This window comes from Dickeya aquatica, assembly GCF_900095885.1.
In the GTDB taxonomy this organism is placed as follows: Bacteria; Pseudomonadota; Gammaproteobacteria; order Enterobacterales; family Enterobacteriaceae; genus Dickeya; species Dickeya aquatica.
In genome coordinates this window covers 3,555,201-3,567,077 of record NZ_LT615367.1, presented here as the reverse complement: position 1 = coordinate 3,567,077, position 11,877 = coordinate 3,555,201, and the positions used below count along the sequence as shown (strand labels likewise).

Genomic DNA, 11,877 nt, shown 5'->3' with positions numbered 1-11,877 from the left:
AGCACACTTATGGCGCAATTCTACTCTCCAAACCGGCGCGTGACGACCCGGCAAACTCTTACCGTGACGGTGAACGATCTGGACTCTTTCGGACAGGGGGTAGCTCGCCATCAGGGAAAAACCCTCTTTATCCCGGGCGTCTTACCGGGCGAGCAGGCAGAAATCCAGTTAACGCAAGATAAGCGTCACTATGCCCATGCCCGGTTGTGCCGGTTGCTGACAACCAGTGACGAGCGTGTTGCGCCGCGCTGCACTCACGCGGCGGTTTGCGGCGGATGCCAGCAGCAACATGCCAGCCCGGCGTTACAGCAGCGCAGTAAAGCGGCGGCGCTGCACCATCTGATGGTGCGCGAAACGGCAGGGGACGTGCCTGAGCCGGAAATCATCGCCGCCGCGCCTTACGCTTACCGCCGTCGCGCACGCCTTGCGATACACTATCACGCCAAAAGCCAGCGGCTGTTGTTGGGCTATCGGCAGGCGGGATCGCATGAGTTGGTGGATATTGCCGCCTGTCCGATACTGCGCCCGGAACTGGACGCACTGCTGGCTCCGTTGCGTGATTGCCTGTCGCAATTAAAGGCAGTACGCCGGTTGGGGCATGTGGAACTGGTGCTGGCAGAGCAGGGGCCGTTGGTGATTTTGCGCCACCTTGACCCGTTATGCGAAGCGGATAGGCTGGCGCTGACGGCATTTGCCCGGCAACACCGGGCGGGGATGTTCAGCGCCGCCGAAGCCGATACACTGGTTTGTCTGCACGGTGAGCTACCCTCTTACCGTATCGGTGAGTTGTCGCTGGCATTTAGCCCGCGTGATTTTATTCAGGTTAACGATGAGATTAATCAGCGCATGGTTGAGCAGGCGCTGGCCTGGCTTGACCCTCAGGCCCAGGATCAGGTGCTGGATCTGTTCTGTGGAATGGGTAACTTTACCCTGCCACTGGCACAGCGTGCAGGCCGGGTGGTCGGTGTTGAAGGCGTTGCCGCGCTGGTGGAAAAAGGGCGTGAGAATGCCTGTCGTAACGGGCTTTCGCCACACACCACGTTTTATTTGCATAATCTGGAAGAGGATGTGACGCGTCAACCCTGGGCATCGATGGGATTTGATAAAATATTGCTTGACCCTGCCCGGGCGGGCGCGCCAGCGGTGATGCCGCAGATTGTGAAACTCGCGCCACGCCGGGTAGTGTATATATCCTGTAACCCCACCACGCTCGCGCGGGACAGCAAGGTGCTCATGGCCGCAGGTTATCGTCTGGCCCGACTGGCCATGTTGGATATGTTTCCACATACCGGGCATCTTGAGTCTATGGCATTGTTTTTGCTTGGCTCCGATGGCTCGGTAAAGTAGGGAGAAATTATGGTTGCGGTAAGAAGTGCGCATTTAAATACCGAAGGCAAGTTCGTACCGGACGCGTGGATTGCCTCGCTGGGCATCGCCAGTAAGCTGGCGTGTGAGCGTCTGGCGGAAACCTGGCGCTATTGTGAAGAAAAAACAGAAAGCCACCCGGATGCCATGCTGCTGCTGTGGCGCGGTATTGAGATGGTGGAAATCCTCTCAACGCTGAGTATGGATAACGACAGCATGCGTGCTGCGATGCTGTTTCCGCTGGCGGATGCCAATGTGGTGGATGAAGAGACACTGCGGGAAACCTTTGGCAAGAATATTGTCAATCTGGTGCACGGCGTGCGCGATATGGATGCGATCCGCCAGCTCAAAGCCACCCAGCATGACTCAATGGCCTCCGAACAGGTGGATAACATTCGCCGCATGTTGCTGGCGATGGTGGAAGATTTCCGCTGCGTAGTGATAAAACTGGCCGAGCGGATTGCCCACCTGCGCGAAGTGAAGGATGCGCCGGAAGAAGAGCGCGTGCTGGCGGCCAAAGAGTGTACCAATATTTACGCCCCGCTGGCGAACCGGCTGGGTATTGGCCAGCTCAAATGGGAGCTGGAAGATTTCTGTTTCCGCTATCTGCACCCGGATGAATACAAGCGCATCGCCAAACTGCTGCATGAACGGCGTATCGACCGTGAGCAATATATTGATGATTTCGTCAAAAATCTGCGTACGTCGATGGTGCAGGAAGGGGTGAAGGCAGACATCTATGGCCGTCCCAAACACATCTACAGCATTTGGCGCAAAATGCAGAAAAAAGCGCTGTCGTTTGATGAGTTATTCGATGTACGTGCGGTACGTATTGTGGTGGAACGTCTGCAAGACTGCTACGCCGCGCTGGGGATTGTGCACACCCACTATCGCCATCTGCCCGATGAGTTTGATGATTATGTCGCCAACCCCAAACCGAACGGCTACCAGTCGATTCATACCGTGGTGTTAGGGCCGGGCGGCAAAACGCTGGAAATTCAAATCCGCACCCGGCAGATGCACGAAGATGCCGAACTCGGTGTCGCGGCGCACTGGAAGTACAAAGAAGGCACCGCTACTGGCGTGCGTTCCGGTTATGAAGAGCGCATTGCCTGGCTGCGTAAACTGCTGGCCTGGCAGGAAGAGATGGCGGATTCCGACGAAATGCTCGACGAAGTGCGCAGCCAGGTGTTTGATGACCGCGTCTACGTGTTTACGCCCAAAGGCGATGTGGTGGACTTGCCGACCGGCTCTACCCCGCTCGATTTTGCCTACCACATTCACAGTGACATCGGCCATCGCTGCATTGGTGCCAAAGTCGGCGGGCGTATCGTGCCGTTTACTTACCAGTTGCAGATGGGCGACCAGATTGAAGTTATCACGCAAAAACAGCCTAACCCGAGCCGTGACTGGCTGAACCCGAATCTTGGCTATATCACCACCAGTCGCGGGCGCTCCAAAATCCATAACTGGTTCCGCAAGCAAGACCGGGACAAAAACATTCTGGCGGGCAAACAGATTCTGGACGATGAGCTCGAACATCTGGGTATCAGCCTGAAAATGGCAGAAAAACTGCTATTGCCACGCTATAACATGAACTCGATGGATGAGTTGCTGGCGGGCATCGGCGGTGGGGATATTCGCCTGAATCAGATGGTGAATTTCCTGCAATCGAAGGTAAACCAACCGAGTGCCGAGGAACAAGATCGTGAAGCGCTGCGCCAGCTAACCCAGAAATCCCAGCAACCGGCGGCGCGTGCCAGTGCCAAAGACAATGGCCGGGTGGTGGTGGAAGGGGTGGGGAATCTGATGCACCACATTGCCCGTTGCTGCCAGCCGATTCCCGGCGATGACATCATCGGCTTTATTACCCGCGGGCGGGGGATTTCCATCCACCGTGCCGACTGCGAACAGCTTGACGACCTGCGCGGTCATGCGCCAGAGCGCATTGTCGAGGCGGTATGGGGAGAGAGCTACTCCAGCGGGTATTCGCTGGTGGTACGCGTGACCGCCAACGATCGCAGCGGCCTGCTGCGTGATATCACCACTATTTTGGCCAACGAGAAGGTCAACGTGCTGGGCGTATCGAGCCGTAGCGATGTGAAACAGCAACTGGCAACCATTGATATGGATATCGAGATTTACAATTTGCAGGTGCTGGGCCGGGTGCTGGCCAAGCTCAATCAACTGCCGGATGTTATCGACGCCCGGCGGTTGCAGGGCAGCTAACGGCTTCGGTTAATCCGCGGCATACCACGCTAAATGATCGCAAGGCGGGCCAGTCCCGCCTTTGTTTTGACTGAATGGAGCTAGCATGAATTCATCGGCTATTACGCGTTTAATCGAGATAATGCAGCGCTTGCGCGACCCGGAAAACGGTTGCCCGTGGGATTGCGAGCAAACCTTTGACACCATCGCGCCCTACACGCTGGAAGAAACCTATGAGGTGCTCGATGCCATTAGCCGCAAGGATTTCGACGACCTGCGCAGCGAACTGGGCGACCTGCTGTTTCAGGTGGTGTTCTATGCGCGCATGGCGCAGGAGCAGGGGTTATTTGATTTTTCTGATGTGTGTAACGCTATCAGCGACAAACTGGAGCGGCGTCATCCGCACATTTTTGGCGATGCTGAACTGGCAGACAGCGCCGCCGTGCTGGCTAACTGGGAGCAAACCAAAGCGCAAGAGCGGGCGGAAAAGTCACGTCATTCGCAGCTTGATGATATTCCGCAAGCGCTGCCCGCGCTGATGCAGGCGCACAAAATTCAGCAGCGTTGTGCGGCGATCGGTTTTGACTGGGACACGCTCGGGCCGGTTGTCGATAAGCTGTATGAAGAAATCGACGAAGTGATGTTTGAGGCGAAACAGGCGGTCATCGACCAGGAAAAACTGGCCGAAGAACTCGGCGATATGCTGTTTGCTGCGGTGAATCTCTCGCGTCATCTTGGGCATAAGGCAGAAAGTGTGTTGCAACAGGCAAATCGTAAATTCACACGCCGTTTTCAGGAAGTGGAACAACGCATTAGCGCCAAAGGGAAAAATCTGTCTGAGGCGACGCTTGACGAAATGGAGGCGGCCTGGCAGCAGGTAAAAGCCACAGAAAAAAAAGCTTAACGCTATTTCTTGTGTAAAGGCCGGGTTTTATATTGTTTTCGATACTATCCGGCTGATTATAAACGTACTGCTACTCATTCCTTTTCACAGTTAACACCGCATCCGCCGGAGCCTGTCAAGGCCACAGCACTGAAAACGATCATTTGTGACGCCTCACAGGTTCGGGTATACTACTTTCCCGTCTTGGTCTTTCCATCGTCCTTAAACCTAAACACTCAGGTTCAGCATGACAACTAATTATATTTTTGTGACCGGCGGGGTCGTATCCTCTCTGGGTAAAGGCATTGCCGCAGCCTCCCTCGCGGCTATTCTTGAAGCCCGTGGCCTCAACGTGACCATCATGAAACTGGACCCGTATATCAATGTGGATCCGGGCACGATGAGCCCGACGCAACACGGTGAAGTGTTTGTCACCGAAGACGGTGCCGAAACCGATCTTGACCTGGGTCACTATGAGCGTTTTATTCGCACAAAGATGACGCGCCGCAATAACTTCACCACCGGACGCATTTATTCTGACGTCCTGCGTAAAGAGCGCCGTGGTGACTATCTGGGCGCGACCATTCAGGTCATCCCGCATATCACCAACGCGATTAAAGAACGCATCATCGAAGGCGGTGAAGGCCACGATGTCGTCCTGGTGGAAATCGGCGGCACGGTGGGCGATATTGAATCTCTGCCGTTCCTTGAAGCGATTCGCCAGATGGCAGTTGAAGTTGGCCGTGAACACACGTTGTTTATGCACCTGACGCTGGTGCCGTACATGGCGGCGGCGGGTGAAGTGAAAACCAAGCCGACTCAGCATTCGGTAAAAGAATTGCTGTCGATTGGTATTCAGCCTGATGTGTTGATCTGCCGTTCCGATCGCACCGTACCGGCTAATGAACGCGCAAAAATTGCGCTGTTCTGTAATGTGCCGGAGAAAGCGGTCATCTCGCTGAAGGATATTGATTCTATTTATAAAATTCCAGCGCTATTGAAATCTCAGGGCCTGGACGATTATATTTGTAAACGATTCAGCTTGAACTGTGCACCGGCCGATCTGTCAGAATGGGAACAGGTCGTTTATGCAGAGGCCAATCCGGGTGGCGAAGTGACCATCGGCATGGTCGGTAAGTATATTGAATTGCCGGATGCCTATAAGTCGGTTATTGAGGCACTTAAGCACGGCGGGCTGAAAAACCGTTTGACGGTGAACATCAAGCTGATTGATTCGCAGGATGTCGAAACCCGTGGTGTGGATGTGCTCAAAGGTCTGGATGCGATTCTGGTACCTGGCGGTTTTGGCTACCGCGGGGTTGAAGGTAAAATCATGGCCGTCCGTTATGCCCGTGAGAACAAGATCCCCTATCTGGGTATCTGTCTGGGTATGCAGGTGGCGCTGATGGAGTTCGCCCGTAATGTCGCGGGTATGGAAGGCGCGAATTCCACCGAGTTTATGCCGGAGTGTAAATACCCGGTGGTGGCGCTGATTACCGAATGGCGCGATGCCGATGGCAACATCGAAGTGCGCAGCGAAGAGAGCGATCTCGGCGGCACCATGCGTGTCGGTGGGCAAGAGTGCCACCTGACCGAAGGCAGCCTGGTGCGCCAGATGTACGGCGAGCAGACGATTATTGAACGCCATCGCCATCGCTATGAAGTCAACAACATGTTGTTGAAACAGATTGAGGCGGCGGGGCTGCGTGTTGCGGGTGTTTCCGCTGACCGTAAACTGGTAGAAATTATTGAGCTCCCTGAGCATCCGTGGTTTGTGGCTTGTCAGTTCCACCCGGAATTCACCTCCACACCGCGTGACGGGCACCCGCTGTTTGCCGGCTTTGTGAAAGCCGCTGGCGCGTACCAGAAGAGTCAGGTGAAGTAAGGTTTTGCCGGTACAGGAGTTTTGCAGCAGCGCGGTCTTTTGGGTGTGCGTTGCTGTCTGAGGTTTTAGTTAAACTTGTGACTAGAGGAAAATCTGATGTCCAAAATCGTTAAAGTCATTGGCCGTGAAATCATCGACTCTCGCGGAAACCCGACTGTTGAAGCGGAAGTGCATTTGGAAGGGGGTTTCGTTGGTCTGGCTGCGGCACCGTCAGGCGCATCTACCGGTTCTCGTGAAGCGCTGGAACTGCGTGACGGCGATAAATCCCGTTTCCTGGGCAAAGGCGTTACCAAAGCGGTTGGCGCAGTAAATGGCCCGATTGCTCAGGCTATTCTGGGTAAAGATGCGAAAGATCAGGCGGCTATCGACAAGATCATGATCGATCTGGACGGTACTGAGAACAAGTCCAACTTCGGTGCTAACGCCATTCTGGCTGTTTCTCTGGCGAACGCCAAAGCGGCTGCGGCTTCCAAAGGCCAGCCGCTGTACGAGCACATCTCTGAGCTGAACGGCACCCCGGGTAAATACTCTATGCCGCTGCCGATGATGAACATCATCAACGGTGGTGAGCACGCTGACAACAACGTTGATATCCAGGAATTCATGATTCAGCCTGTTGGTGCGAAAACCGTGAAAGAAGCCATCCGTATGGGTTCTGAAGTGTTCCACAACCTGGCGAAAGTGCTGAAATCCAAAGGTATGAACACGGCTGTGGGTGACGAAGGTGGCTACGCGCCGAACCTGGGTTCCAACGCTGAAGCACTGGCTGTTATCGCAGAAGCGGTAAAAGCGGCAGGTTATGAGCTTGGCAAAGACATCACGCTGGCGATGGACTGTGCAGCCTCTGAATTCTACAAAGACGGCAAATACGTGCTGGCTGGTGAAGGCAACAAGGCGTTCACTTCTGAAGAGTTCACTCACTTCCTGGAAGAGCTGACCAAACAGTACCCGATCGTCTCTATCGAAGACGGTCTGGACGAGTCTGACTGGGATGGTTTTGCTTACCAGACCAAAGTGCTGGGCGACAAAATCCAGCTGGTCGGTGACGACCTGTTCGTGACTAACACCAAGATCCTGAAAGAAGGTATCGAGAAAGGCATCGCCAACTCTATCCTTATCAAGTTCAACCAGATCGGTTCTCTGACCGAAACGCTGGCGGCTATCAAAATGGCGAAAGATGCGGGCTACACGGCCGTTATCTCTCACCGTTCTGGTGAAACCGAAGACGCCACTATCGCTGACCTGGCGGTAGGGACTGCGGCAGGCCAGATCAAAACCGGTTCTATGAGCCGTTCTGACCGCGTTGCTAAGTACAACCAGCTGATTCGTATCGAAGAAGCGCTGGGCAGCCGTGCACCGTTCAACGGTCTGAAAGAAGTGAAAGGCCAGGCGTGATCGCCAGCCCTGGCCGGTAAATATATTTACCGGCCTTCACGATGTTTATCTGGAAGCTTTCGGGCTTCCAGATTTTTTTTGTCGATTTGCCGACAAATAATGCGCCTGCTCCCAAATCTTTCTCTTCCCGCATGCACTCTGCTTTTTCAGTCGTTACAGTAACTTCGGACTACGGGTTCTGCTGATTTAAAATGGCGTTTTGACCGTAAAAATGACTTTCGGGCAGAAATTTGAAGCCGATCGGTTGGTTCTTCCCGCAGATGCCAGTAGCGACGATGGGGTGGCAAACGCACAAAGGTTTTTACCTTGCTGCCCCGTTACCTTAACGCTACGGCGGCAGCGATTTTTTTGTCCGCCGCAACACCTTCATAAATACAATCACGAGGAAGGATGGCGATGAAAACACGTAAGATTGGGCTGGCTAACTATCTGGCCTACGGTTCTGGCGATTTTCTTGGCGCGGGGACCACGGCGCTCACCGCTGGCTGGTTGCTGTATTTTTACACCACGTTTTGCGGTCTGACGCCTATCGAGGCGACCTTTATTTTTGCTATGGCCAGGGTGCTGGATGCGGTGGTTAGCCCATTGATGGGCTTCCTGACGGACAATTTTGGTTCAACCTGGCTTGGAAAACGCTTTGGACGTCGTAAGTTCTTTATTCTGCTCGGTATTCCCTGCGTCTTTAGCTATAGCCTGATGTGGGTCGGCCACATGAGTTACTGGTATTACCTGGTGACTTACCTGATTTTTGATGTCATCTATACCATGGTGCTGGTGCCGTATGAAACGCTGGTGCCGGAAATGACCGATGACTTTAAACAGAAAACCAAATTCTCTGGTGCCCGTATTGCGCTGGCGCAGTTATCCGCGATTCTGGCAGCCTTTTTACCCGGTATCTTGCTGGGGCATTTCGGCAAAGATAATGCGGTATCTTTCTTCTATGCGAGCCTGGTGTTTTCGGTGATTTGTGCCTGTGTGTTAACACTGGTGTACCTCTTCACCTGGGAGCGCCCGCGTGACCAGATGTCTGAAGCCTCATTGAGGGCTGAAAAAGAACGTCAGTCACTGACGCTGGGACAGAGCCTCAAACGCCTGAATGTGGAACTGCTCTCTACGTTGCGTATCCGTATTTTCCGCCAACACCTGGGAATGTATCTGGGCGGTTATATCGCACAGGATGTGTTTAACGCAGTATTTACTTATTACGTCGTCTTTGTGTTGATGCAAAGCCCGACGGTGGCCTCCAACCTGATGGGCACCATGGCCATCCTTCAGTTTATTGCTGTGATTGCGATGATCCCGCTGTGTATCAAGTTTGGCCCGGCTCCTTCTTACCGTATGGTGGTCAGCCTGTTTGCTATCAGTGCGCTTTCTTATGGCTTCCTGTATTACAGCGGCATGCATTCTGTGTTCTCCCTGTTGTTGCTGGTGTCCGGTCTGGCGGGGTTAGGCCGTGGTGGTATCAACTATGTGCCCTGGAATATCTATACCTACATTGCGGATGTGGATGAGGTGATTACCGCCCAGCGCCGCGAAGGGATTTTCGCCGGCATCATGACGCTGACGCGAAAAGCATCGCAGGCCGGTGCCGTCATGCTGGTGGGTGTGGTGTTGCAACTGTCTGGCTTTGTTTCTGGTCAGAGTGTGCAGGCCCCTGGGGTGAGTCATACCATTCTTACCGTGTTGTGTTTCGGTACGGTTGGCGTGCTGGTGCTGGGTTTCCTGGTGTCTCTGCGCTTTAAACTGAACCTGCAAACCCATGAGGTGCTGCGTGAGGAAACGGCGAAAATGCGTGAAGCAGGCCGTATCGTGCCGGAAAAAATCACGCCGCAAGCGCGTGCCACGGTGGAGATGCTGGCGGGTATGCCTTATGAGTCCCTGTGGGGGAACAACAATATCGGCTACCTCAATCGCCACAAAGCACCGCCTAAAGCGGTACACGGTACTACGCCTCACCACGGCGTGCATTAAACCTTACTGGCTGGTTGTCATGGCGTTTGCGATGCCACTGATTGATGTGTAATAAAACTGAAACCGGATATCTGTTATGACCATTTTTCCTGTAAAACATAGCGCGCTGCTGCGTCAGCCCGAATACTTCATCTCCCGCGATGAACTGAAAGCGTTGATCTGCCGGGTGACTGATAATCTTGTCAACATTGAGGATAAAACCGGTGAGTTCCTGCTGCGGCTGGATGATGGCAGGGTCATCGATACCAAAGGCTGGGCTGGCTGGGAATGGACGCACGGTATCGGCCTTTACGGTATCTACCAGTACTATCGCCAGACCGGTGATGAGCAAATGCGCGCCATTATCGACGACTGGTTTACCGCTCGCCTCGCCGAAGGCACGCCGACGAAAAACGTCAACACGGTGTGTCCGTTCCTGACGCTGGCCTACCGTTACGAGGAAACCGGCGACAGCCGCTGGGTGCCGTATCTGGAGCGCTGGGCCGAATGGGTGATGTACGACATGCCGCGTACCCATAAAAACGGGTTGCAGCACATCGTTTACAACAGCGAAAACACCGATCAACTGTGGGATGACACACTGATGATGAGTGTGTTACCGCTGGCGAAAATTGGCAAACTGCTCAATCGTCCTGAATTTGTTGAGGAAGCGACATATCAGTTCCTGCTGCATGTGCAGTATCTGATGGATCGCCAAAGCGGGCTGTGGTTTCACGGCTGGACGTTTGACGGCAACCATAGCTTTGCCGAGGCGCGCTGGGCGCGTGGCAACAGCTGGCTGACGATAGTGATCCCTGAGTTTATCGAACTGCTGGACTTGCCTGAACAGAACGCCACCCGCCGTTTCCTGATTCAGGTGCTGGAAAGCCAGGTGGAAGCGCTGGCGAAATATCAGGATGACAGCGGCTTATGGCATACGCTGCTGGATGACCCGAACTCTTATCTGGAAAGTTCAGCCACCGCCGGTTTTGCTTACGGTATTTTGAAAGCCGTTCGTAAACGTTATATTGACCGCCGTTATGCCGAGGTGGCGGAAAAAGCGATGCGCGGTGTCATCGCTAACATCAATGAGCAAGGGGAATTGCTGAATGTTTCCTTTGGTACGGCGATGGGCAAAGATCTGGATTATTATCGCCAGATCCCGCTGACCTCGATGCCATATGGTCAGGCGATGGCGATTCTGTGTTTGTCTGAATACTTGCGCGTTTATCTGTAATACCCCCACTCCTGTGTCAGAGTGGTAAATCGGGCCTTTGCGGGCCCGATTTGCTATGTAACGGGACCCCCGCTTCGCGTTTTTTCACCCTCTCTCCTTGTGTTGAAGGCTTCTCATCAGGCCATACGTCTCGTGCGAAAGAGAAAACCGGATGACCGTTTGGCACGGCATGGGCTATCGGCGATAATGGCGGTTTAGTCCGAAGGGATCCGTAAACACGATGCTTTACCCGATAAACGAAATGTTCCAGACCTTGCAAGGCGAAGGTTTTTTCACCGGCGTGCCCGCAGTGTTTATCCGTCTGCAAGGCTGCCCGGTGGGATGTAGCTGGTGCGATACCAAACATACCTGGGAGAAACTCCCGGCGCGGCAGATCTCGCTGGATGAGGTGCTGGCAAAACGCGGGGAGAGTGATGCCTGGTGCGCCTCTGATGTGGACACGCTATTGCAGCAGATAGCGCAACAAGGTTATCGGGCCAGGCATGTGGTGATAACGGGCGGTGAACCCTGCTTGTATGATTTGACGCCGCTGACGCAGGCGCTGGCCGAACAGGGATTCAGCACCCAAATTGAAACCAGCGGCACACATGAAGTGCGTTGCTCGCCGGATTGCTGGGTGACGGTTTCCCCTAAGGTGAACATGCGCGGTGGCCTGACGGTACTCGATCAAGCCCTACAGCGTGCCGATGAAATTAAACATCCGGTGGCACGCGAGCGCGATATCGACGCGCTGGACACTTTACTGGCGCGGCTGACGGATGATAAAGCCCGCGTGGTGGCACTACAGCCGGTGAGCCAGAAAGACGAGGCGACCCGGCTCTGTATCGAAACCTGTATTGCCCGTAACTGGCGCTTGTCAATGCAGACACATAAGTACCTTAACATTGCCTAGCTGCGTCAGTGCCGGATGGATATCTGGCCCTGTCAGCCTGACGTGCGAATGGAGAAAGGGCG

At 54.2% G+C, this 11,877-nt stretch carries 9 protein-coding genes; 8 read left to right on the top strand and 1 reads right to left on the bottom strand.

What is annotated here, in order from left to right; translation table 11 throughout:
- Nucleotides 1-9 precede the first annotated feature (9 nt).
- The 5 genes from rlmD to eno all read left to right on the top strand — a co-directional run bounded on the left by rlmD (nt 10) and on the right by eno (nt 7,736).
- Nucleotides 10-1,347: a 23S rRNA (uracil(1939)-C(5))-methyltransferase RlmD gene (rlmD, locus tag DAQ1742_RS16150; RefSeq protein ID WP_035343895.1), complete on the top strand. Its 1,338-nt coding sequence runs from the start codon at nt 10-12 to the stop codon at nt 1,345-1,347.
- Between the two features lie 9 nt (nt 1,348-1,356).
- Nucleotides 1,357-3,594 (top strand): GTP diphosphokinase, encoded by a 2,238-nt coding sequence (gene relA, locus DAQ1742_RS16145; RefSeq protein ID WP_035343893.1) that lies wholly within the window; start codon nt 1,357-1,359, stop codon nt 3,592-3,594.
- Nucleotides 3,595-3,679: 85 nt separating this feature from the next.
- A complete protein-coding gene (gene mazG / locus DAQ1742_RS16140; RefSeq protein WP_035343891.1) occupies nt 3,680-4,477 on the top strand; it encodes a nucleoside triphosphate pyrophosphohydrolase in 798 nt (265 codons plus the stop codon).
- A gap of 226 nt (nt 4,478-4,703) precedes the next feature.
- Nucleotides 4,704-6,341 (top strand): glutamine hydrolyzing CTP synthase, encoded by a 1,638-nt coding sequence (gene pyrG / locus DAQ1742_RS16135; RefSeq protein ID WP_035343889.1) that lies wholly within the window; start codon nt 4,704-4,706, stop codon nt 6,339-6,341.
- Between the two features lie 96 nt (nt 6,342-6,437).
- The gene (gene eno / locus DAQ1742_RS16130; protein ID WP_035343888.1) at nt 6,438-7,736 is read left to right on the top strand and encodes a phosphopyruvate hydratase; all 1,299 of its coding nucleotides are present in this window, start codon (nt 6,438-6,440) and stop codon (nt 7,734-7,736) included.
- On the opposite strand, the gene DAQ1742_RS16125 is transcribed toward eno, so the two are convergent.
- A complete protein-coding gene (locus DAQ1742_RS16125; RefSeq protein WP_180706176.1) occupies nt 7,702-7,869 on the bottom strand; it encodes a hypothetical protein in 168 nt (55 codons plus the stop codon). The genes eno and DAQ1742_RS16125 overlap by 35 nt on opposite strands.
- Before the next feature lie 263 nt (nt 7,870-8,132).
- Here DAQ1742_RS16125 and DAQ1742_RS16120 point away from each other — a divergent pair, with 263 nt between their 5' ends.
- The 3 genes from DAQ1742_RS16120 (at nt 8,133) to queE (ending at nt 11,815) form a co-directional block, all read left to right on the top strand.
- The gene (locus tag DAQ1742_RS16120; RefSeq protein ID WP_035343886.1) at nt 8,133-9,707 is read left to right on the top strand and encodes an MFS transporter; all 1,575 of its coding nucleotides are present in this window, start codon (nt 8,133-8,135) and stop codon (nt 9,705-9,707) included.
- A gap of 76 nt (nt 9,708-9,783) precedes the next feature.
- Nucleotides 9,784-10,923, top strand: a complete 1,140-nt coding sequence (gene bglB / locus DAQ1742_RS16115; RefSeq protein ID WP_035343884.1) for a beta-galactosidase BglB — start codon at nt 9,784-9,786, stop codon at nt 10,921-10,923.
- Nucleotides 10,924-11,143: 220 nt separating this feature from the next.
- Complete coding sequence (gene queE, locus DAQ1742_RS16110; RefSeq protein WP_035343882.1) at nt 11,144-11,815, top strand: 7-carboxy-7-deazaguanine synthase QueE; 672 nt, start codon at nt 11,144-11,146, stop codon at nt 11,813-11,815.
- Nucleotides 11,816-11,877 lie beyond the last annotated feature (62 nt).